Origin of the sequence: Nonomuraea angiospora (assembly GCF_014873145.1) — a bacterium.
In the GTDB taxonomy this organism is placed as follows: Bacteria; Actinomycetota; Actinomycetes; order Streptosporangiales; family Streptosporangiaceae; genus Nonomuraea; species Nonomuraea angiospora.
Window position 1 is genome coordinate 1,546,682 of sequence record NZ_JADBEK010000001.1, and the last position, 20,290, is coordinate 1,566,971.

The 20,290-nt window shown below is 70.4% G+C and carries 16 protein-coding genes and 1 pseudogene; 6 read left to right on the forward strand and 11 right to left on the reverse strand.

Annotation, left to right across the window (positions count from 1 at the left end; all coding sequences use genetic code 11):
* The first annotated feature begins 9 nt into the window (after nucleotides 1–9).
* A complete protein-coding gene (locus H4W80_RS07080; RefSeq protein ID WP_192784327.1) occupies nucleotides 10–1,509 on the forward strand; it encodes an Ig domain-containing protein in 1,500 nt (499 codons plus the stop codon).
* A gap of 44 nt (nucleotides 1,510–1,553) precedes the next feature.
* Here the strand turns inward: H4W80_RS07080 and H4W80_RS60345 are convergent, their stop codons facing one another.
* Both H4W80_RS60345 and H4W80_RS07095 read right to left on the reverse strand, forming a co-directional pair.
* Nucleotides 1,554–2,804: a hypothetical protein gene (locus H4W80_RS60345; protein ID WP_225963297.1), complete on the reverse strand. Its 1,251-nt coding sequence runs from the start codon at nucleotides 2,802–2,804 to the stop codon at nucleotides 1,554–1,556.
* 40 nt (nucleotides 2,805–2,844) lie between these two features.
* Nucleotides 2,845–3,618, reverse strand: a complete 774-nt coding sequence (locus H4W80_RS07095) for a pectate lyase (protein ID WP_225963298.1) — start codon at nucleotides 3,616–3,618, stop codon at nucleotides 2,845–2,847.
* 184 nt (nucleotides 3,619–3,802) lie between these two features.
* Between H4W80_RS07095 and H4W80_RS60350 the strand changes: the two genes are divergently transcribed.
* Entirely contained in the window at nucleotides 3,803–8,017 is a 4,215-nt protein-coding gene (locus H4W80_RS60350; protein WP_225963299.1) for an AAA family ATPase, read from the forward strand.
* A 60-nt stretch (nucleotides 8,018–8,077) separates the two neighbouring features.
* On the opposite strand, the gene H4W80_RS63425 is transcribed toward H4W80_RS60350, so the two are convergent.
* The 4 genes and pseudogenes from H4W80_RS63425 to H4W80_RS60360 all read right to left on the reverse strand — a co-directional run.
* Nucleotides 8,078–9,610 carry an epoxide hydrolase family protein gene (locus H4W80_RS63425; protein ID WP_318786738.1) on the reverse strand — a complete coding sequence of 511 codons (1,533 nt, stop codon included), beginning with the start codon at nucleotides 9,608–9,610 and terminating at the stop codon, nucleotides 8,078–8,080.
* 21 nt (nucleotides 9,611–9,631) lie between these two features.
* Complete coding sequence (locus tag H4W80_RS07110; RefSeq protein ID WP_192784328.1) at nucleotides 9,632–10,450, reverse strand: NAD(P)H-binding protein; 819 nt, start codon at nucleotides 10,448–10,450, stop codon at nucleotides 9,632–9,634.
* Between the two features lie 226 nt (nucleotides 10,451–10,676).
* The gene (locus H4W80_RS64420) at nucleotides 10,677–11,210 is read right to left on the reverse strand and encodes a group II intron maturase-specific domain-containing protein (RefSeq protein ID WP_225963300.1); all 534 of its coding nucleotides are present in this window, start codon (nucleotides 11,208–11,210) and stop codon (nucleotides 10,677–10,679) included.
* A gap of 83 nt (nucleotides 11,211–11,293) precedes the next feature.
* Nucleotides 11,294–11,517, reverse strand: a pseudogene (locus tag H4W80_RS60360) (IS5/IS1182 family transposase); the annotation flags it as partial.
* Between the two features lie 212 nt (nucleotides 11,518–11,729).
* Here H4W80_RS60360 and H4W80_RS07120 point away from each other — a divergent pair.
* Both H4W80_RS07120 and H4W80_RS07125 read left to right on the forward strand, forming a co-directional pair.
* Nucleotides 11,730–11,936: a cold-shock protein gene (locus tag H4W80_RS07120; protein WP_192784329.1), complete on the forward strand. Its 207-nt coding sequence runs from the start codon at nucleotides 11,730–11,732 to the stop codon at nucleotides 11,934–11,936.
* A gap of 358 nt (nucleotides 11,937–12,294) precedes the next feature.
* Entirely contained in the window at nucleotides 12,295–13,728 is a 1,434-nt protein-coding gene (locus tag H4W80_RS07125; protein ID WP_192784330.1) for a DEAD/DEAH box helicase, read from the forward strand.
* Here the strand turns inward: H4W80_RS07125 and H4W80_RS07130 are convergent.
* Nucleotides 13,688–13,918, reverse strand: coding sequence for a hypothetical protein (locus H4W80_RS07130; protein WP_192794436.1), 231 nt, complete (start codon nucleotides 13,916–13,918; stop codon nucleotides 13,688–13,690). The two genes, H4W80_RS07125 and H4W80_RS07130, sit on opposite strands and share 41 nt — an antisense overlap.
* A 417-nt stretch (nucleotides 13,919–14,335) precedes the next feature.
* Here H4W80_RS07130 and H4W80_RS07135 point away from each other — a divergent pair, with 417 nt between their 5' ends.
* Complete coding sequence (locus tag H4W80_RS07135; protein WP_192793331.1) at nucleotides 14,336–15,325, forward strand: aldo/keto reductase family protein; 990 nt, start codon at nucleotides 14,336–14,338, stop codon at nucleotides 15,323–15,325.
* 13 nt (nucleotides 15,326–15,338) lie between these two features.
* Here the strand turns inward: H4W80_RS07135 and H4W80_RS07140 are convergent, their stop codons facing one another.
* Both H4W80_RS07140 and H4W80_RS07145 read right to left on the reverse strand, forming a co-directional pair.
* Nucleotides 15,339–15,953: an ATP-binding protein gene (locus H4W80_RS07140; RefSeq protein WP_192784331.1), complete on the reverse strand. Its 615-nt coding sequence runs from the start codon at nucleotides 15,951–15,953 to the stop codon at nucleotides 15,339–15,341.
* Nucleotides 15,954–15,997: 44 nt separating this feature from the next.
* Nucleotides 15,998–16,579, reverse strand: a complete 582-nt coding sequence (locus tag H4W80_RS07145) for a TetR/AcrR family transcriptional regulator (protein ID WP_192784332.1) — start codon at nucleotides 16,577–16,579, stop codon at nucleotides 15,998–16,000.
* 64 nt (nucleotides 16,580–16,643) lie between these two features.
* Here H4W80_RS07145 and H4W80_RS07150 point away from each other — a divergent pair, with 64 nt between their 5' ends.
* Nucleotides 16,644–17,687, forward strand: a complete 1,044-nt coding sequence (locus tag H4W80_RS07150; RefSeq protein ID WP_192784333.1) for an FAD-dependent monooxygenase — start codon at nucleotides 16,644–16,646, stop codon at nucleotides 17,685–17,687.
* Between the two features lie 23 nt (nucleotides 17,688–17,710).
* Here H4W80_RS07150 and H4W80_RS07155 read toward each other — a convergent pair whose 3' ends face one another.
* Both H4W80_RS07155 and H4W80_RS07160 read right to left on the reverse strand, forming a co-directional pair.
* On the reverse strand, nucleotides 17,711–18,403 hold the full coding sequence (locus tag H4W80_RS07155; protein WP_192784334.1) for a type 1 glutamine amidotransferase domain-containing protein: 693 nt from the start codon (nucleotides 18,401–18,403) through the stop codon (nucleotides 17,711–17,713).
* A gap of 315 nt (nucleotides 18,404–18,718) precedes the next feature.
* Nucleotides 18,719–20,248 carry an FAD-dependent monooxygenase gene (locus H4W80_RS07160; protein WP_192784335.1) on the reverse strand — a complete coding sequence of 510 codons (1,530 nt, stop codon included), beginning with the start codon at nucleotides 20,246–20,248 and terminating at the stop codon, nucleotides 18,719–18,721.
* Nucleotides 20,249–20,290: the final 42 nt, after the last annotated feature.

Genomic DNA, 20,290 nt, shown 5'->3' on the forward strand with positions numbered 1-20,290 from the left:
AAGGGTTCAATGCGGAAGATCGCCATCTTCAGCGCGCTGGCCGCCCTGGCCGGCGCGCTGTCGGTCCCCTCGCCCAGCCTCGCCGCACGCCAGCCCGCTCCCGCGCTGGACGTGTTCGACATCTTCTACCGCAAGGTCAACGACTACGGCGTCCAGCTCGTGGACTGGCAGGGCTACCTCGCCAACCCCTACGTCGAGCTGACCGTGCGCGCGCCCAAGGTCCCCGGCATCCAGTACCCGCTGAAGGTGGACCTGCAGGCCAAGGGCACGTCCCGGCTGATGTTCAACATGCCGAGCGAGCTGACGGCCGCCGGGGCGACCAAGTCGTTCACGCTCACCGGCCCCGCCGACCGCGAGGTCGTGCGGCTGGCCATCCACTCCAAGCAGAGCGGCGGCCAGGACGAGCTGCACCGGTGGATCATGAAGACCACGGACGCGAGCGGCGCCACCGGCACCCAGACCATGCCGATCCGGGTGCAGCAGGACGAGAAGACCCCGCTCAAGCCGACGATCCCCATCGACTTCGACTACCGCTACGACGACATCACCGGCTACTTCAAGGACCCCGGCGTCCGCAAGGCCGCCGAGGCCGCGGTGCGCAACTGGTTCGCGTTCTTCGACCTGCAGCCGTTCGACACCGTCCCGGCGGGCGACGAGGTCAACCGGCTGCCGGGCGACGACTGGCAGAACGAGGTCGAGGTCTCCAACGCCAAGCCGTACAACGGCATGTACGTCTTCTTCCGCGGCATCCAGACCCCGTACTCGACCGGCTACCCCACCATCAACGGCAAGTTCCACACCCAGAACGGCAAGCCCACCCCCTACCACCGTTCGACCAGCATGATCCTCGAGTACGACGAGCAGCTGATGAAGCTGTTCACCTCGCTCAAGGACGAGGACTGGTGGAAGACCGACCTCGGCCAGGTGATCGACGTCCAGGGCCTGGTCATGCACGAGTACGGCCACGCGGTCGCCTTCCACAGCGACTGGCAGGGCATGGCCGACTACGTGGCCTCCAAGGGCAAGGACGACCAGGAGGTCATCGACTACCAGGGCTACCCCGTCCCGCTCGACACCAGCTACCACGTGCCCGGCGACGACCCGTACTGGGACCGGATCAGCGGGCAGAGCGGCGGCTGGCGGCACGTCTTCCCGACCCGCAGGTGGGAGCTGACCAAGCTGTCGCTGCTGATCGCGGAGAACGCCGGCTGGAAGCTCAACCGCAAGCTCACGCCGTTCCTCAAGCCCTCGATCGAGACCTCCGCCGTCCCGGCGGCGACGGTCGGGGCCGCCTACGAGCAGCGGCTGCAGGCCAAGGGCGGCGTCCCGTTCTACGACTGGCAGGTCACCGGCGGCTCGCTGCCGGAGGGGCTCACCCTCGACCGGTTCACCGGAGCCATCACCGGCAAGCCCGCCAAGGCCGGGTCGTACGAGTTCACCGTCCAGCTCAGGGACTACGACAAGCTGAGCGCCCCCGTCACGCGTGACTACAAGCTCACCGTCGGCTAGCACGAAGGAGGGCGGCGGAGACCCCGCCGCCCTCTCCCTTTTTCTCAGAGGCCGTAGCGGCTCTTCAGGTGCCGCCACCAGTCCCGGAACATCCACTTGTCGAACTCCGTGATCTGCGCCGCGCTGCCCGCCTTCATCAGGAAGCAGCACTGGCCCGTCGGAGTCCAGTCGTAGAAGTCGTCCAGGCCGAACGAGTGGCCCATCTCATGCAGCAGGATGTGGATGTTGTCGGCGTTGAGGTTCGACATGTAATACTCGCTGCCGATCCGCTGCCCCCAGTCGCCCCCCGCTCCCCCGCCGAACCCGGCGGTCAGCCAGAGCGACATGTCGTAGTGGTGCGAGGCGCCGCCCGGGCAGTTGGGGTACTGTCCGCTCTGGTTGAAGAACCGGCCGCAGGGCTCGGAGCACTGGGGCGCGTTCTCGCGGATGTTGTTGACGTAGATGTCCACGGAGTTGTCGCTCCACTGCAGCTGCGCCCGGTCGCGTACGGCCCAGCCCACGACCTTGACCGGCACGTTCGCGTAGGGCCAGCCGTTGTGGCCGGCCATGACGTCCATCCACTTCTTGAACTGGCGGGCCAGCGCCGCGTGGATCTGGTCACGCTGCGCCGCCGTCACCGTGGCTGTGGTGTCCCAGCGTACGCAGTAGTTGATCGAGCCGCCGTTGGCCATGATCTGGTCCCAGCCGTAGTTGCGGAAGCCGTACAGGTTGGGGTACGTGCTCTCGACGTGCTGCCAGACCTCGTTGAGCGGGGTGACCAGGTTGGCGGGCGGGTTCCAGTTCGAGGTGCCGCCGCCGGAGTCGGCGGTCCACGCCTTGACCTCCAGCAGGCCGACCGAGCCCGCGCCGCTCTGCAGCTGGACGCGCAGGCGCGTGGTGCTGACCTGCGTGAAGGTCACCTTGTTGTAGGCGTTGACGGCGATCGGGTACGAGGCGGAGATGTCGGCGTAGGCGCTGCCGGTCCAGTACTGGAGCTTCCAGGAGGCGGGGACGCGCACGCCGCCGCCGTCGTCGAAGAAGTACACGTCGGCGCCCTTGAGGTTCTGGGCCGAGGACCAGGTGAGCTCGGCCCACTGGGCGCCGGTGTTCGGCCAGGTGCCCCAGCGCTTGTTGACGGTGTCGTTCGAGCTGGGCGGGTCGATGCCGTCGTTGATGGCCGCCACGCTCTCCCACGAGGAGGTGTAGGAGGCGGACGGGGTCGCGGTCGTGGCCACGTTCGTGTCGGCCAGGGCGTTCTGGATGGGTAAGAAGAACGTGATGATCAGGAGGAGGGGCAGGACGGCCAACCGTTTCATTCGAGCCTCTCTGGTGGTGGTAGCGCTAACATTCGAGGGTTCAGCGGTAGGTGATGTCGGACGAAGAGTAGATGCAGTTGACGCCGTCGGCCCCGGATCCGATCTTCACCGGCTCCTGGCCCTTGGGGACGCCCCGGTACTTCTCGCAGATGGTGGCGCTGCCGTACACGGTGATCCGGCTGAACCTGGCCGTGTCGCCCCAGTTCGTGTTGATCCCGGCCAGGACCTTGGTGGTGCGGACGGTGACGCCGTCCATGACCACGTTGCGCCGGTAGGAGGTGGAGCAGTTGCCGCAGGCGCGGTAGAGCTTGCCCGAGCCGTGCACCTGGAAGTTCCTGATGGTCAGCGTGCCGGCGCCGTTGTGCTGGAACACCTTGTCGGAGGCGGACTTGGCGCCTCCGCCGTCCACCAGGTAGGTCGCCGAGGAGCTGGACGACTTGAACGTCGCGGCGTCCTCGCCCACGTCGTTCCACCACACGTTGCGGATGGTGCAGGAGCCCTCGCAGTGGATGCCGTCGCCGGCCGGGGCGTCGATGATGACGTTCTGGATGGTGCCGCCGTTGGCCACGACGAACATCGGGTCCTGGCTCTCGCCCTGGCCGCCGTCGCCGATGCCGTAGTAGCGCTTCATGCCTCCGTCGAAGAACGTGCCGGCGTTGCGGGTCGAGGTGAGGTGCACGCTGCCGGTGTCCGAGGGCCAGGGGCCGCTGCCGTCGGTCGGGGCGGCCTGCGCGGGCGTCGCCGCGGTGACGGCGGTCAGGAGCCCGGCGGCCATCGCTGTGGCCACCACGGTGGAACGGGATCGGAATGTCAAGGTCGCCCTCCTTCTCGGTAAGCGCTTTCCCAACGGGACTGGAGCTGCGCCTGCTTTGATCGCACGGGCACGGGCCCACGTCAAACCGCGGACGGGGGCGTCGCCGCCGACCTGCGGATTCGGGCTGAAACTTTCATCTCTCCCGGCCCCCGGAATTGTCGGCCCGGCCGCGTAGGGTGCCCGCATGGCGATGCTCATCGGGAGGGAGCGACCCGCGGCCCTGCTCCTCGGCGAGGTCGAGCGCACGCTCGCCGGTCACGGCGCGCTGGTGCTCGTCACCGGCGAGGCGGGCATCGGCAAGAGCGCCCTGGTGGCGGGCGCGGCGGAGGAGGCCGTGCGCGGGGGCGCCCGGCTGCTCGCCGGCGCCTGCTGGGAGGGCGAGGGCGCGCCGGGCTACTGGCCCTGGGTCCAGGTGATCCGCCGCCTCACCCCCGGCGCGACGCTGCGGAGCCTGGCCCGCTCCGACGGGTTCGAGCTGTACGACGCGGTGACCGGCCTGCTGGTGGACGCCTCCCGCGAGCGGCCGGTGGTGGTCGTGCTCGAAGACCTCCACTGGGCGGACGCGGCCTCGCTGCGGCTGCTGGAGTTCGTGGTGCGCCATGCCTGGTTCGAGCGGCTGCTGGTGATCGGCACCTATCGTGACGCCGAGGTCGACGGGCCGCTGAGCCTGCCCCTGGAGGCCAAGGCCACCGTCCTGACGCTGACGGGGCTGGACCGGGAGGAGGTGGGCCGGCTGGTGGCCCACACCACGGGCGCGGACCCCGGAGAGGAGCTGGTGACGGAGATCCACCGGCGCACGGGCGGCAACCCGTTCTTCGTGGAGCAGACCGCCCGCCTGTGGCAGGGCGGGACCCCTCTGGCGACGATCCCGCCGGGGGTGGGGGCGGCCGTGCGCCGCCGGTTGTCGCGGCTGCCGGAGGGGGTGCTCGAGGTGCTGCGCATGGCGGCGGTCCTGGGCCGCGACTTCACCGAACCCACCCTCCACACCGCGCTCACTGCCCCACCCCACGACTCCCCTCTCGCCGCCTCCCCACCCAACGGCATCCCTTTTGACGGCATCTCATCCCCCGGCATCACGTCCCACCGCATCTCATCCCAGGGCGCCTCTCCCAACGGGCCCTCGTCCGACGGCACCTTTCTCGACGGCTCCACATCCGACGGGGCCGCGCCTGGCGACCTCTCACCCGACGAGCCTTCGCGCGACGAACCCGCGCCTGACGACCCTCCGCGCGACGAACCCGCACCTGACGAGCAGACGCCTGACGAGCCCTCATCCGACGACGTGCCCTCGCTTGACGGGCCCCCACCACCTGACGGGCCTGCACCCGACGGCTCATCACCCAATGACCCGCCGCCTCGCGAGCCTGCGCCCAACGACTCCCCACCCCACGGGCCCTCGCTTGGCAGCCCCTCATCTGACGGGCCCCTCCCCGATGACCCTTCACCCGACAGCCCTTCACCCGGCGACTCTCCGCCTGACGGCCCCCTGCCCTACCGAGGATCCCGTTCTTCATCCGTTCACGGCGTCGCCTCTCCGGCCGGACCGACGCTCGTGGCGACCGAAGCCTCAGTGCGGCGGGCCCTCGACCAGGCCGTGTCAGCCAAGCTCATCACCTCTCTGGGCTCCGGCCGCCATGCCTTCGTCCACGACCTTGTACGCGAGACCCTCTACGCCGAGCTGAACGAGCACGAAGTCCGCGCCAGGCACGCGGCCGCCCTCCGCGCCCTCGACCCGGCACCGGCCGCGATCCGCGCCCACCACGCGTACCTCGCCGCCGCACCCGACGCCCCCGCCCTCCTCCTCGCGGCGGCCAGGGACGCCGAGGCACGGATGGCGGACGAGGAAGCAGTCGGCCACTACCGGCGCGCCCTGGAGCTGGCCCCCGCGCGGGAGGCTCGCAAACGCGCCACGATCGGCCTGGACCTCGGCGTGGCGCAGTACCGGATGGGCGACACCGCCGCCGGCGCCCGCACACTGGAGGCCGCCGTCGCCATCACCCGCCGCCTCGACGACCCCGACCTGCTGGCCCTGACCGCCCTGAAGCTGCACGACCTCGGCCACACCGGCCAGGGCCGCTGGACGGACTTCGTCCACGAGACCCACCACCGCCTGGTCCCCCCGTCCACCCCCACTGCCAACACGCCCGCCCGCGAGACCACCGGGCCCGTACAGGGCGAACCCCCATCCAGGCGGCCCGGGGCTCAGAGCGCGCCAAACCATCGCAGACCCAGCCCAGCGATCGCAGTGGGCCCGCCACCCAACCACACCCCAACGACACACCGGCCCAACGACACCGCGTACACGTCCACCCGCGTCTCCCACGAGACGGCCGACACCGCACGTGAAAGTGGAACTACCCGCCAGGTCCACCCCACCCACGAGGGCAACGCCACGAGACGCCAGCACGGCGACACCACGGGCGAGCGCAACACCACGGGCCCGCGCGATATCCCCGGCAACAGGCGCGGCGACGTCACGCACACGACCACCGGCCTCTCCCACGAGACGGACGACACCACAGGTCAGCACGGCACCGCACAGGACCTCAATGTCCTGCACGACCGCAACGCCCTGCACCTGATCGACCACCCACGTGAGGCCAACTACCTGCGCAAGGCCGACCACCGGCGCGAAGACGACCACCCTCGTGAAGACGACCCCCGGCGCGAGGCCGACCACCAGTGCCAAGCCGACCATCCGCATGAGGTCGACCACCCACGTGAGGACGACCACCAGCGCGAGGCCGAGCACCCACGTGAGGACGACCACCAGCGCGAGGGTGACGCCTTGCTCGGCGGCGACACCACGCCCCACACCGCTGCCTACGGCCGGGGGCGGTTGGATGTCGCGGCCCGGGAGTTGAGCGCGGTCGCGGCGGAGCTGGCCAGGCAGGGGGCGGACGACGAGACACTCGGCTTCAGCCTGCTGGCCAGGCTAGGGGCCATTTGGGGACCGGGCAGCGCGGCCGAGCGGCTGGCCGTCACCGACGAGCTGTCGGCCGTGGCGCGGCGAAACCGGGATCAACGGCTGGAGCTGGCCGCGCGGTCCTGGCGCGTCGGGGCGCTGCTGGAGATGGGGGATCCCCGGTGCCTGCCCGAGCTGCAGGCGTTCGCCACGCGCGCCGAAGGTGCCGAGCTGGCGCTGTTCCAGCATGAGGCCACGGTCCTCAGGGCCATGTTCGCCACGCTCGCCGGACGCTTCGACGAGGCGGCGACGCACATCGACGCCGCCTACGAGCGGGGCGAGCAACCAGGCATCGGCCGACGCGACCTGCGCTGGATGCAGCGGTGGTCGGCCGCGACGCTCAGGGGTCGCTTCGACGTGGCCGACGGCGTTCTGGCGGAGATGGAGCTCGCGGGCAGCCATCACTTCCCGCTCTACCGCGCCGCGACGGCGGTGCAGCGCGGCGACGAGGGCGCGGCGCGCCATCTGGCGGCGGTCGTGACGGGGGGCGAGCAGTACCTGCGGTGGATGGCACCGCTGTGGCTGAGGCTCCAGGCGCAGGCGGCCGCCCTGTCCAAGGACCCGGTGCTCTGCGAGCGCGCACGGGCCGCGATCATCCCGTACGTCGGCCAATGGGGTGTGACGGCCACGGTCGCCGTCGAGGGGCCGTTCGCGCACTGGGTGGCGGTGCTCGACGCCGCCCAGGGACGCTGGGACGAGGCCGTCGCCGGGTTCACCGCCGCCTGTCACGCGGCCGACCTGCTGGGCGCCCGGCCCTGGTCGATCGAGTCCCGCGCCCGCCTGGCCGAGGCGCTCCAGGCGCGCGGCGACGACGCCTCCACACTGATCGCACAGGTCGAGCGGGACGCCGCCGGCCTGGGCATGCTGGTACGCCTGCCGCGCGCCGCAGCCAACGCCTTCCGCCTCGACGGCGGGGTCTGGACCCTGACCTTCGCCGGCCGCACCGTGCACCTGCCCGACTCCAAGGGCCTGGCCGACCTGCGCGTCCTGCTCGACCGCCCTGGAAGCGACGTCTCGGCGGTCGAGCTGCTGAACCCGGCCGGCGGCGAGGTCGTGCTCGCTGCCAGGAGCATGGGCGGCGACGACGTACTGGATGAGAAGGCCAGGACCCGCTACCGGAGACGGCTCGAACTGCTCGACGACGAGATCGACCGAGCCACGGAACTGGGCGACGACCGCCGGGCGGCCGAGCTCGACGCCGAGCGCACGGCGCTGCTGAACGAACTGCGCACGGCCGCCGGGCTGGGCGGCCGCCCGCGCCGGCTCGGCGACGAGGCCGAACGCGCCCGCAAGGCGGTCACCAACCGGATCCGCAACACACTGCGCCAGCTCGACCAACGCCACCCGGAACTGGCCGCGCACCTGAGATCCTCGGTCTCCACCGGCGCCACCTGCCGGTATCACCCCAGCCCCGAAGTGCGCTGGCCACCGTAACCACCGGCCGTCAAAGGCACCGATCACCGTGCCGCACGCCCGCCGCTTGGCCGGGCGGAGTCAGCGGAGCTTCGCGAAGAACGTGGTGACGTCCTCGGTGAAGAGGCCAGGCTGCTCGGTGGCGAAGAAATGACCGCCCTTGTCGTACTCGGCCCAGTGCACGATGTTGTGGTCGCGTTCAGCCCAGGGGCGGATGGTGACGTCGCAGGGCTTCGACACGAGCACGCCCGTCGGCACGGTGCCCCGCGCTGCCGCAGCCCAGTCCCCCGCAGTACCCGAGTCGGACGCCCCCAAAGCGGCCGCACCGCCCCAGACACCGCCACCGCCCGAGTCGGACACCCCCGAAACGGCCGCACCGCCCCAGACACCGCCACCACCCGCACCGGACGCACCCGAATCCGATGCGATGGAGCCCGACGCGGCACCCCGCTCACCGGCGGCACCCAGATCGGAGCCACCACCCAAGTCGGACGCCCTCGAAACGGCCGCACCGCCCCAGTCACCGCCACCACCCGAACCGGACGCACCCGAACCGGACGCACCCGAATCCAACGCGCTCGGGCCGGACGCGCCACCCCACCCACCGGCAGCACCCGCATCGGGAGCGTCGCCCCCGTCGGAAGCGCCACTAGAGACGGACCCGCCACTCGCCAGGGCGGTCCAGTCGTCGGCGCCGGCTTCGCTCCAGTCGGTCGCGCCCATGCTCTCGTAATAGAACTGCGCCGACGACCCCGCCGTGCCGGTCAGCCAGTAGATGGTGACGTTGGTCAGCATGAGGTCGCGGTCGATCGAGTCCTCAGGCAGCCCCTCCACCGGGTCCGTCAGCTCCTTGAACTTCTCCATGATCCACGCCAGCTGCCCCACCGGCGAGTCGTGCAGCCCGTACGAGACCGTCTGTGGCCGCTTCGACTGAGTCTGGAGGTAGCCGTCGTTGAAGTTCTGCATCGTGTCCCAGCGCCGCCGCTCCTCCTCCGTCAGCCCGTCCATCTCCCCCTCCTGGCCGATGGGAAAGGTGATGGCGGCATTGAGATGGACGCCGATGACGTGGTCGGGGGCGTGTCTGCCCATTTCCGGCGCGATGAAGGAGCCGCTGTCCCCGCCCTGCACCCCGTACCTGTCGTAGCCGAGCAGCGCCATCAGCTGCGTGAACGCCCTGGCGGTGCGGGCGGGATCCCAGCCGGGGCCGGACAGCGGGGTGGAGAAGCCGAAGCCCGGCAGGGAGGGGATGACCAGGTGGAAGTCTCGTGAGAGGGGCTCTATGACGTCCAGGAACATCACGAACGTGCCCGGCCAGCCGTGCAGGAGCATGAGCGGCAGGGCGGACGGGTTGTCGGAGCGGAGGTGGGCGAAGTGGATGTCCTGCCCGTCGATCGTGGTGGTGAACTGGGGGATCTCGTTGAGTCTGGCCTCGTGGGCGCGCCAGTCGTAGCCGGTGCGCCAGTATTCGGCCAGGTTCTTGAGGTAGTCGAGGGGGACGCCGCGCTCCCATCCGGTGCCGGGGAGCTGGTCCTGCCAGCGGGTCATGGCCAGGCGGGTGCGGAGGTCGTCCAGGTCCCGCTGGGGGACTTCAATACTAAAAGGGCGAATTGTCATGATATTTCTCCTGGTAATGGGCTAAGGGCGGAAGGCGGCGGCGTGCTCGGCGGCCCACTGGGCGAACGTCCGCCCAGGACGGCCGGTCACCTGCTCCACGGTCGGCAGCACGACCGAGGCCGCGTCCGGCGGGTTGGCACCCAGCCCGACCGCGAACTCGATCAGCTCCTCCCCCGCCCCCCACGCCTCCATCGACGCCCGATACTGTTCCTCGCTCAGCTCCTCGAACCGGATCTCCCGCCCGACGGCCTCGCCGATCACGCGGGCCCGCCGCTCCGGCGTCAGCGCCTCCGGCCCGGTGAGCAGGTACGACCGCCCGGCGTGCCCCTCCTCGACCAGCGCCGCCACGGCGACGGCGGCGATGTCGGCCTCGTGCACCACGGCTCCCGGATGGTTGCCGAAGACCCGGACCACACCCTCCTCGCGGATCGATTCGGCCCACTCCAGCGCGTTGGTCATGAACTCCACGCAGCGCAACTGCGTCCAGCCGAGGTCCCCGGCCCGCAGCGCCTCCTCGACCGAGCACTCGTCCCAACTGCTCAGCACGCTGACGCGGGTCACGCCCGCCTTCGCGGCCAGCTCGACGAGCTCGGGCCCGGTCTGGAGCGCCGCCTGGTCGTCTCCGGCGACGGTGATCAGGTGCAGCCCGGTCACGCCTTCCAGCGCGGGGCCCAGGGACTGCGGCGCGGTCAGATCACCGTAGGCCACCTCCACGGACTCGGGCAGCCGTGCCGCCGCCGGGTTCCTGGTCAGAGCCCGGACCCGCTCGGCACGCGCGACGAGCTGCGCCACGACCTGGCGGCCGACCGTGCCGGTGGCGCCGGTCACGAGAATCGTCATGCTTTCCTCTCATCCGATGATCTCGAACATCGAGAACGTCTCGACAGGCAGGCGCCACACGGGAAATAGCACCCGCTACACGGGGGGAGACTCCGTCCACCAGCCCGTGCCACAGGACCGCGCCGGCCATCGGCGGCAACTCGAGGACGTACCGGAGGAGGGCCGACCCGCCCGGACACCTCTCGCCTGCGCTCAACGGCCATCGCGTACGTGCTCGCCGAGCGCATCAGCAGCCACGGCCTGCCTCTCCCCGCGCCAGCAACTGGCGTAGGAACCGGTCGAGCGGCGGAAGCCTCGCGGAACGCGCCGCACCTCCGGGCGCCGCGAAGGGTGACGACCGGCGACACGCCGGTGGAGCCCCCGAACGTACGCAACTTCTACGGAGGCGGGAGGACGCGACGAGCGGGAAAGGCGGGCGTCCCCACACCGCCTCGAAGGAGGCTCGCATGGTGACCACGGGTCGGGTCGCCGGGAGGGATTTCACCTCCCGGCTCCCACGGATCCGGGCGTGACGGTCTCCCGTCACCCGGCTCTTGTCACCCCTGGTCCCCAGAAACCACAGGTCCAGCGCCAATGCGCGAACAGCTGGGGGTAGTGGGTGGTGATTCCCTTCCCAGCATGTCTTGGCTTTCTTGAACCCGCGTAGCCGGCGGTATTTCTTGCGGATCCACCGCATCAGGTAGACGTTGATGCGTTGCAGGAGAGGATGCAGCACGGAGCGGTAGAACGCCCCGTAGTACTGCATCCAGCCCCGCACCATCGGGTCGATCGCGTGGGGCTCACAGCATCACATCAAGAACCCTGCCTATAGGCAGCCTCCGTGTTCGTGGCACACAGCCCTTTTCATTCTGGACAGCGGCCGTCTTCGTTGAGCCGCAGGACGAGGACGGCCTGGACGATCGGGGTGGTGCGGTGCGGGCAACAGCGCAGTTGGGCCAGGACCTTCCAGGTCTTCAAGGTGGAAACGGCGCTCGCCGTGGGCGAGGGTGAGCGCGGTTGACCGATCGCTGGTGGCCGGACAGCAGCGGCCGCAGCCGGTGGCGTTCGAACGGCGTGCGGATGGTGCCGACGGCGGCGGGGTGTGCGCAGCACGGCTGCACGTGTGCTAGATTGGATCCAGTTGCAGTTGTGGTACCCATAAAAACTTGTGTGCACCTGACGGTATGTAGCCTCAGGTGCATTTTTTGTTTGCCGGTCTTCTCCGGGTGTGGGCCAATTACGGCGACGCGGAATCCGTCCGATGCGGATTTCGGCTTTGCACCTATCAAAGGAGATCAACATGGCTTCTGGCACCGTGAAGTGGTTCAACGCGGAAAAGGGCTTCGGCTTCATCGAGCAGGACGGCGGCGGCGCCGACGTCTTCGCGCACTACTCCAACATCGTCGCCAACGGCGGCTACCGCGAGCTGCACGAGGGCCAGAAGGTAGCCTTCGATGTCACCCAGGGCCAGAAGGGCCCTCAGGCCGAGAACATCGTTTCCGCCTGACACTGACGCACCACGCAGCTGGGGCCCGCGCCATAGGGTGTGGGCCCCGCCGCGTTTCTCTTGCGGTACCCAATGCGCCGTGACGGCCTCACAGACCGCGAAGGACAGCATGTCTGTTCTTCCGCCGCACACCGGATGGTCCACACCAATGGCTCCGGTTCGGGCATGGGTCCGCTCCAGCCCTCTGACCCGCAGCGCAGCCGCCGTTCTTTTCGGCGAATGGCGACCATTTCGACACACGAGGCCAGGCTGTTTTCCGCCGGCTCGGCTCGTCTTTCTTCGGCTCGTGCCCGCCATTCTTGTGCCGCTCATCGCGCCGAGAATCACTTGACACGTGCCGCATCGAGGAAGGTTCTGCATGAACCATGCAACTCGCAAGCACGACCGCGACTCCGCCACCCGCAGGGGCGGCTCTGCCAACCCCAGCAGGGGTGACCGATTCGGGTCACCGGCTCTGGGCCGTTCAGGCACCCCCAGGCGTTCCGGTGGTCACGGGCGGCGTCCCGCCGCGATCCAGGGGGAGTTCGCACTGCCGGTCACCGTCACCCCGGCCCTGCCCGCAGCCACGACATTCGCTGAACTGAACATGCCGCGCGCGCTGATGAAGACGCTCACCAGCCTGGGTATGAATGAACCATTCCCGATCCAGGCCGCCACGCTGCCGAACTCCCTGGCCGGCCGGGATGTCCTTGGGCGTGGGCGCACCGGGTCAGGCAAGACACTCGCCTTCGGCCTGGCCTTGCTCGTCCGCACCTCCGGACAGCGTGCCGAATCGCGGCAGCCGCTGGCCCTGATCCTCGTTCCCACTCGGGAGCTGGCCCAACAGGTCACCGACGCGCTCGCCCCGTACGCCCGGTCACTGAAGCTGCGGCTGGCCACCGTCGTCGGCGGCGTGTCGATCGGCCGGCAGGCCAGTGCGCTGCGCGCTGGTGCCGAGGTCGTCGTTGCGACCCCGGGACGGCTCAGGGATCTCATCGAGCGCGGCGACTGCCGCCTGGATCAGGTCGGCATCACCGTGCTGGACGAGGCCGACCAGATGGCCGATATGGGCTTCATGCCGCAGATCACCCACCTGCTCGACCAGGTGCGCCCCGCGGGCCAGCGGATGCTGTTCTCCGCCACTCTGGACCGCAATGTCGACCTGCTGGTACGCCGCTACCTGACCGACCCGGTGGTCCATTCGGTTGACCCCTCGGCGGGCGCGGTCACCACGATGGAGCACCACGTGCTGCACATCCAGAGCGCCGACAAGCAGGCCACCACGTTGGAGATCGCCGCTCGCGACGGCAGGGTGATCATGTTCCTGGACACCAAGCACGCCGTGGATCGGCTCACCGAAAACCTGCTGAACAGCGGCGTACGCGCCGCCGCGCTACACGGGGGCAAGTCCCAGCCCCAGCGCACCCGCACCCTCGCCCAGTTCAAGACCGGCCACGTCACGGTGCTGGTGGCGACCAACGTCGCGGCCCGCGGCATCCACGTCGACAACCTCGACCTCGTCGTCAACGTCGACCCGCCAAGCGACCACAAGGACTACCTGCACCGCGGCGGCCGCACCGCCCGCGCCGGCGAATCCGGCAGCGTCGTCACCCTCGTCCTGCCCAACCAGCGCCGTGACATGACCCGCCTGATGGCCGACGCCGGTATCGTCCCGCAGACCAGCCAGGTCCGTCCGGGCGAGGCCGAACTGAGACGTATCACGGGCGCCCAGGCCCCCTCAGGGATCCCCGTGACCATCACCGCACCGGTTGTCAATCGTCGGGCGGGACGGAACCGCCGACGATTCGGGTAGCACAGGACGAGAACGGCCTGACGATCGCGGTGGCGCGGCGTGGGCAGCAGCGCAGCATGGTCAGGATCTTCCAGGTATTCAAGGTGGCGACGGCGGTCACCGCCAGTGCGTCGATCAGGCCCGTGGTGCGTGCTGCCGTCAGGCCATGGGTGAGGTGAAGCCCGATACCAGCCGGCCTGCGGGCGATCATCGCGGTCCAGCCGAGGCGGCAGTGGGGAATCTGGGAGCTGCTCCTCGTTCAGAAGATCGCCATCACCGTCTTCGGGAGCGCAGGGCCCGCCTCCCCCTCGAGCCGCAAACCTGCTGTCCGCGATCCAGGAGAACCGCGATCTCGACAGCGGCGAGGGCCTGACCGACGGGCAGATCGCCGACGCTGATCTCGTGCGTCCGCCTTCATCCCTGGAGTACCGGTGCGGCCGCGGCGGACGAGCCGGCGGCTCTGGGCATTGGCCAGGCTCGCTGCCCGGCCTCCTCGGCGACCCGCTCGACATTTGACAAATTCATCTTCAACTGCTCTCCGAATTTACCCTGAGAGCACCTTGAATTAATTTGTCAAATCGATCCGACAAAGTCCTTGATGGTCAAAGTGAAGCGCTACCTTAAACGCATGGAATTTCGTCGTCTCGGCCGCAGCGGCCTGTCCGTAAGCGCGATCTCCTATGGCCACTGGCTCGCGTACGATGCCCCGGACCAGGAAGAACGCGCGCGAGCGTGCGTCACGGCGGCGCTCGACGCGGGCATCACGACATTCATCACCGCGGACGCGTACGCGAACACCGCGGCCGAGTCGGTGCTCGGCCGCGCCCTGAAAGGACAGCGGCGGGAAAGCCTGGAGATATCCACGAAGGTGTTCTGGCCCACCGGGCCGGGCGGACCCAATGACAAAGGGCTCGGCCGCAAGCACGTCATGGAGTCGGCACGCGCGTCGCTGCGGCGGCTGGGCACCGACTACCTCGACGTGTACCAGGCGCATCGTTTTGACCGGACGGTGCCGCTGGAGGAGACCATGGTGGCGTTCGCCGATCTGGTCAGGCAGGGCCATGTGCTCTATGTCGGCGTCTCCGAATGGACGGCCGAGCAGATCACGAGCTGCGCCGCGCTCGCCCGGGAGCTGCGCGTGCCGCTGGTCTCCAACGAGGCGCAGTACAGCGCGTTGTGGCGGGTGATCGAGGCCGAGGTCGTGCCGGCGTGCGAAAGGGAGGGGCTCGGTCAGCTCGCCTGGTCCCCTCTCGCGCAGGGCGTACTGACGGGCAAGTATCGCCCGGGGCAGCCGGCGCCCGCCGGGTCGCGCGGCGCCGACGTGAGCGGCGCGGGCAGTTTCATCCAGCCCTTCCTGCGCGAGGACGTGCTGGTACGGGTGCAGCGGCTGCGTCCCCTGGCCGATGAGGCCGGGCTGACCCTGGGTCAGCTCGCGCTGGCCTGGGTGTTGCGGCGCCCCACCGTGGCTTCGGCGATCATCGGGGCGTCGCGGCCCGAGCAGGTGCGGGAGAACGTCGCAGCGGCCGGGGTCCGGCTCGACGCCGAGCTCATGGAGCGCATCGATCAGGCACTGGACGGGGTGGTCGAAACGAACCCGGCGCTGACGACGAGCCCGTGAAGAGCCCGATCGGTCAGCCGCCGCGGCGATCGTCGACGACCACGGCCAGACCAGGCCAGGCGCCCGCGAAGCGCCGCAGGTCGTCGGCGAGCGGGGACAGGTGCGCGCCGGGCAGGAAGCGCACGGTCGTGCCCGTGGTGCCGTCGCCGGCGACGGGCTCCAGGCCGGTGACGGGCACGCCGTGCTCGTACCGCTGGGTCCAGGACCCGTTCAGGCGGCGGTTGGTGTGGACGAGCCACGCGCTGAGCGCGGCGACGACGGACATGCCGCGGCGCGGATGCCCGTCGGCGAGCACCTCCGCGCCGGGGTGGTCGAAGAAGCGCAGGTCCTTGGACGCCATGACGGGCTTCTTCACCGGCCGCCCCCGCTCGTCGAAGCGGGTGTCGGTGCCTCGCCCCTCGTCGGCCACGGACACCGAGCCGTCGGCGTGGAGGGTGACGGCGCAGCGGCCGGCGCCGGTGCTCGCCGCCTCGTCGGCCGGGTAGGCGAGGACCTCGAGGATCAGGTGCCGGACGCCGCCGGGGGCGAACTCGGCCGGGTTCGCCCGGATGTGGGCAAGGTGGCCGAGGTCGACGTCGGCCGCCCAGTCATGGGTGGTGTTGCGCCAGGAGGCTCGGGGTGTGCTCACCGCAGCACCCTACTCACGGCGACCGGCGTGCCCGAGGACGCCGGTCAGCTTCGGTGGTCCGGGTAGGCGGAGGCGAGGAGACGGCTCAGGAATCGATCGAGGTCGTCGAGCCCGTAGGAGGCGAGCACGTCGGGCGGCTGGGTGAGCAGGTAGGTCAAGGCGCTGTTGACGGCCAGGGTCACCATGGCGGCGCTCTCACGGGTGGCCGGGAGGCCGGCGGCCCGCTGGGCGGCCAGGTGCAGGTCGAGGTCGGCCCGGGTGAGCCGGGCCAGGGTCTGCTGCACCTCGGGGTTCCTGGCGGCCTCGGCGTGCAGTTCGACGTAGGCCAGGACCCGGGACCGGTTGACCGTCATCGCCCGCTCGATCATCAGGCGCAGCAACCCGAGCAACTGGTCGACGGTCTCGACCTCGGCCTGCCGCAGCTCGCTCCAGTAGCGCTCGACGCACCGCTCGGCGGCGGCCCGGAGAAGGCTGTCGCGGGTCGGGAAGTAGTTCTTCGCCGTGCCTTCCGGCAGCTCGGCGGCACGGTCCAGCGCGCGGTGGGTCAGGCCCCTGCCGCCCTCCCCCGCCAGCACCTCGATAGCCGCGTCGCGCAACCGGTCGCGGCGGTCCCTGTTCTCCACCATGGCCCCCATCCTCCCGCCTTTGTGTCATCACCACAGATGTGGTACCACATCTGTGGTGATGAAGATGAGAAGAGCTGTCGTGGTCGGCGCCGGAGTCGGCGGGCTGACGACCGCGATCGCGCTGCGCGCGATCGGCTGGGAGGTCTCGATCTTCGAGCGATGGCCCCGGGTCGTCGCCGAAGGCACGGCGCCGGGCCTGCGCCCGGACGCCCAGGCCGCCCTGGCCGGCCTGGGGCTGGGCGAACAACTGCGCGAGCGCACCGTCCCCTACCGGCACGCGCAGATCCGCACCCCCGACGGCAGGCGCCTGGCCGGCCTGCCGTTGGAGCGCATCGAACGGCGCGCAGGGGCGCCGGTCCGCATGCTGTCGCGGGTCTCGCTGATCGAGATGCTGGTGCGGCAGGTGGACCCGGCGACGATCAGCACGGGCGTGGAGATCACCGATCCCGCCGCGCTACGCGCCGGCTATGACCTGGTGGTCGGCGCCGACGGGGTACGCAGCGCGGTGCGCCGGGCGTTCTTCGGCGCAGCGACCCGCCCCCGCTACGCGGGCATCGTCGCCTGGCGCGGCGTGATCCAGGGTTTCGAGCCGCAGGACTACGGCGAGACCTGGGGGCGCGGGCAGATGTTCGGGATGACGCCGCAGGCTCCGGGGGTGACCAACTGGTACGCGCCCGTACGCACCCCGGAAGGGGTTCGCGAGAGCCTCGACGACCTGCGCGCCCGCTTCGCCGGCTGGCACGACCCCATCCCTCGCGTGCTGGCGGCGGCCGAGGAGGACGCCGTGCTGCGGCACGAGGTCTACGACCTGGCGCCACCGCTGGGGTCCTACGTCACGGGGAACGTGGCCCTGATAGGAGACGCGGCCCACGCGATGACGCCCGCGCTGGGGCAGGGCGCCTGCCAGGCCCTGCTCGACGCGGTCGAGCTCGCCGCCTGCCTGCGTACGCACCCCGGCGACGTGGCGCAGGCGCTGCTGTCCTATGACGCGCGGCGGCGCCCGGCCGCCCAGCGGATGGTCACCGCCTCCAGCTGGATGACCCGCCTGGCCGGGGCCGGTCGCCTGGCGCGGCCGCGCGACACGCTGATGCGGATGCTGCCCATCTGAGCGTCCGGGGGAAGGCGCCCGGACTACGACAGGACCTTGAGCAGCCGGTCGGCCAGGACGGCCGCCGAGGCGGGGTTCTGGCCGGTGAACAGGTTGCGGTCGACCACCGTGTAGGGCTTCCACGCCTCGCCCTTGGTGAAGTCGACGCCCAGGTCGATGAGCTCGTCCTCCAGCAGCCAGCGGGCCTTGGGGCCGAGGCCGACCGCGTTCTCCTCCTCGTTGGTGAACGCGGTGATCCGGTAGCCGGCGAACGGCGACACGCCGCGGATCCTGGTCGCCAGCATCGCCGCCGGGGCGTGGCAGACGACGGCCAGGGGCTTGCCGGAAGCCAGCGCCTCGGTCAGCAGCCGGCCGGCGTCCGCGTCGAGGCACAGGTCTTCCATGGGGCCGTGGCCGCCGGGAAAGTAGACCGCGTCGTAGTCCTCCGAACGGGCGTCGGCCAGCCGGATCGGCCGCCGCATCTCCTCGGCGGAGCGGATGATCGCCTCCAGGTCGAGGGCGATCTGGGCGCTCCCGGCCATGTCGGGGCGCAGGCTCATCATGTCGACGGTCGGGACCACTCCGCCGGGCGTGGCGACCACGATCTGGTGGCCGGCGTCGGTGAGCGCCTTGTACGGGGCCGCGAACTCCTCGGCCCAGTAACCCGTCGCGTGCCTGGTGCCGTCCTTGAGCGTCCAGTACGCCGTCCCGGTCATCACGAAAAGGAGCTTCGCCATCGGAACAACCGCCTCCCCGTCCCGCGCGGTTGGTCTTACAGGCAGCATTTTAGGTCCGGCGTGATCGAGGCCACTTCCCGGGCGCGCCTCGATTGTCCTGATTTTGCCAGGCGTTACGAACAGCAAGGAAAAGGCAACGTCGAATTCTCTGGCGGGCGAGGCTGAGCCGCCATCCGTTCGAGGCGGGACTCCAGCAGCGAAGCGACGTCGAACGCGACCTGCCGCGCTGGGTGACGCGGTTCCCGTACCGCCCCGGCTCCGACGGGGAGTAGACGCTCCGGGCCCAGGCACCATGGCGTCCCCGCCGGCGGGGCCTCAGCCCGGGCTCAACCAGCGGGTGAGGGCCGCCTTCAGGCCGTCGGGGTCCGCGCCCGCCCAGGCGACGTAGCCGTCGGGCCGGATGAGCAGTGCGGGTGCCGGGGCGTCGCCGGCGGTCGCGCTCACGCGGCGCACGTGCTCGTTCCAGGGCTCCGCGGTGACGGCGAGGTCGTTCCCGCCGGTGAGGTCGAGAAGCAGGGGACGGGCGTCGCGCAGGAGCTCGGCCAGGCGCCGCGGGTGTCCGTCGTCGGTGATCAGGTCAAAGGACGGCACGAACCAGCCCGTGGGCGCGGCGGGATGTTCCTCGCCCATGTCGTAGCGGACATCGGCGCCCGCCAGCAGGGCGGCGACCAGACGCAGGTTCTCGGTGCGGCCGAGGAGCTCCGCGAAGAGCAGGCGCAGGGCGGTGACATCGCCTCCGGGCGCCAGCAGGGCGCTCGCGGCCCGCGTGTGCATGAGCACGCGTTCGGCGCTCGCCCGGCGCTCGGTTCCATAGCTGTCCAGCAGGCCATCCGGGGCCCACCCCCGCAGCGTGGCAGCGAGTTTCCAGGCCAGGTTGGCCGCGTCCTGCAGCGCCAGATTCAGGGTGGGACCGTGGCTGACGTGCGCGGCGTCGCCGGCGAGGAAGACCCGGCCGTCGCGGTAGCGGTCGGCGAGCCGGGAGTTGCGGCCGCACTGGCGGCGCAGCAGGGTGGGCGCGCCCTCGGGCGGCGGAGCCAGGGGCAGGCGGACTCCGAGGACCCGTTCGACGCTGTCCTCCATCTCGGCCGGCGTCATCGGCGCACCTGGCCCCGGAAAATCGCCTGCCGGGTGGTCTTCCCATTCGGCCGTGTTGATCAGCGGCCGCTCCGGGTCGTGCGCGAGAAGGGTGAAAACGCCCCGATCGGTACGGTGGAAGTGCGCCGGGATCTCCCCGAGGCCCTCGATCACGACCCGTCCCCCCGGCGCGAAACGGTAACGGTCGCTCGGCCCGATGAGGGCGGTCCGGTCGACGACGTGGTCGTCACTGGTGCCGGGGAAGGCGATCCCCGCCTGCTTGCGGATCAGGCTGTGGCCGCCGTCGCAGCCGACGAGGTATCGGGTCGTGAAGGTCGTCTCGGTCCCGTCCGCGCCGCGGGCCACGACGTCGACCCGATCCTCGTTCTGGCTGAAGGACAGCACGTCCCAGCCTCGCCGGACCTGCGCGCCGAGTTCTGCCGCCCGCTCGCCGAGCACCCGTTCCAGATCGCGCTGGTTGACCGGCAGGAGATACATCGGGTTCTCGTCGCCGAGCGCGTGCAGCGGTAACGGCATGCCGCCGAAGAAGAACCCGGGCGCAGGCGCGGGTGCTCCCCGGCCCCCGCAACGTTCGAAGAGGCCGCGGTTGTCCAGCAACCGCACCACCTGGCCCGCGAGGCCGTGTGCCTTGTCCGCCAGATCCGGCTCCGGCCGCCGTTCCAGCACCAGGGGCCGCACTCCCGCCAGGCGGAGCTCGCAGGCCAGGAACAGGCCGGCGGGTCCACCGCCGACGATGATGACGTCGAACATCGCTGACGCCTCCTTAGGATACGCATCTGTATCTAACGGCGG

Excerpts from the sequence above, each read along its gene's own strand:
- H4W80_RS07130 (WP_192794436.1), bottom strand. The coding sequence starts at position 13,918 with ATGATCGCCCGCAGGCCGGCTGGTATCGGGCTTCACCTCACCCATGGC.
- H4W80_RS07125 (WP_192784330.1), top strand. The coding sequence starts at position 12,295 with ATGAACCATGCAACTCGCAAGCACGACCGCGACTCCGCCACCCGCAGG.
- H4W80_RS07150 (WP_192784333.1), top strand. The coding sequence starts at position 16,644 with ATGAGAAGAGCTGTCGTGGTCGGCGCCGGAGTCGGCGGGCTGACGACC.
- H4W80_RS07080 (WP_192784327.1), top strand. The coding sequence starts at position 10 with ATGCGGAAGATCGCCATCTTCAGCGCGCTGGCCGCCCTGGCCGGCGCG.
- H4W80_RS60345 (WP_225963297.1), bottom strand. The coding sequence starts at position 2,804 with ATGAAACGGTTGGCCGTCCTGCCCCTCCTCCTGATCATCACGTTCTTC.
- H4W80_RS64420 (WP_225963300.1), bottom strand. The coding sequence starts at position 11,210 with ATGGTGCGGGGCTGGATGCAGTACTACGGGGCGTTCTACCGCTCCGTG.
- H4W80_RS07155 (WP_192784334.1), bottom strand. The coding sequence starts at position 18,403 with ATGGCGAAGCTCCTTTTCGTGATGACCGGGACGGCGTACTGGACGCTC.
- H4W80_RS07145 (WP_192784332.1), bottom strand. The coding sequence starts at position 16,579 with ATGGTGGAGAACAGGGACCGCCGCGACCGGTTGCGCGACGCGGCTATC.
- H4W80_RS63425 (WP_318786738.1), bottom strand. The coding sequence starts at position 9,610 with ATGACAATTCGCCCTTTTAGTATTGAAGTCCCCCAGCGGGACCTGGAC.
- H4W80_RS07110 (WP_192784328.1), bottom strand. The coding sequence starts at position 10,450 with ATGACGATTCTCGTGACCGGCGCCACCGGCACGGTCGGCCGCCAGGTC.
- H4W80_RS07160 (WP_192784335.1), bottom strand. The coding sequence starts at position 20,248 with ATGTTCGACGTCATCATCGTCGGCGGTGGACCCGCCGGCCTGTTCCTG.
- H4W80_RS07135 (WP_192793331.1), top strand. The coding sequence starts at position 14,336 with ATGGAATTTCGTCGTCTCGGCCGCAGCGGCCTGTCCGTAAGCGCGATC.
- H4W80_RS60350 (WP_225963299.1), top strand. The coding sequence starts at position 3,803 with ATGGCGATGCTCATCGGGAGGGAGCGACCCGCGGCCCTGCTCCTCGGC.
- H4W80_RS07120 (WP_192784329.1), top strand. The coding sequence starts at position 11,730 with ATGGCTTCTGGCACCGTGAAGTGGTTCAACGCGGAAAAGGGCTTCGGC.